1 protein-coding gene is annotated in these 511 nt (G+C 58.5%); it reads right to left on the bottom strand.

Going from position 1 to position 511, the window contains the following annotated elements; all coding sequences use genetic code 11:
• On the bottom strand, nt 1-497 hold a 497-nt coding region (locus PKF00_RS44400; RefSeq protein ID WP_271223818.1), incomplete at its 3' end, for a hypothetical protein.
• Between the last annotated feature and the right edge of the window lie 14 nt (nt 498-511).

Genomic DNA, 511 nt, shown 5'->3' with positions numbered 1-511 from the left:
AAGCCCCCGATCGCTGCGAAGGCGAACCAGAATATGCCGGCTGCCAGCGCAATATTGAGGAACCACTCAGCCCAAGGGTGTGCCCCTGAGAGCAGCCACAGCGGCACCGCCGGAAGCACAGCCCAAGGCAGGATTGGCAAGCAGTGCCGCCACCCATGTACGACCATGCCCAGAGTGAACGCGGCAGACAGCCGAGCGGAACTCATGATTAACGCTGGCGCGTCGCTCCAGAAAACGCTCAGCGCCAAATATGCTCCGCTCGTAATTCCGAACAACGCGACATGGGTCAGCCTGTTCCAGGGAATTGGAGAGAAAAATATTACTGCCGCAGCCATGTAGGCGATCATTTCATACCGCAACGTCCACAACGTCGCGGAGAACTCACCCGCCCACGGCAAGTCAGCGAATATTCCGGCGGGACCCTGCGATGTGTCCAGAAACCCCAAAACCTGTATCGGGAATAGCCAAGTCTGGCCGCTGGTCCAGTACTCGGCCATCGACAATTGGGTGA

The organism is Streptosporangium carneum, assembly GCF_027922005.1.
In the GTDB taxonomy this organism is placed as follows: domain Bacteria; phylum Actinomycetota; class Actinomycetes; order Streptosporangiales; family Streptosporangiaceae; genus Streptosporangium; species Streptosporangium carneum.
Note: the sequence above shows the minus strand (reverse complement) of the source record. Positions and strands in the feature narration are given on the sequence as shown.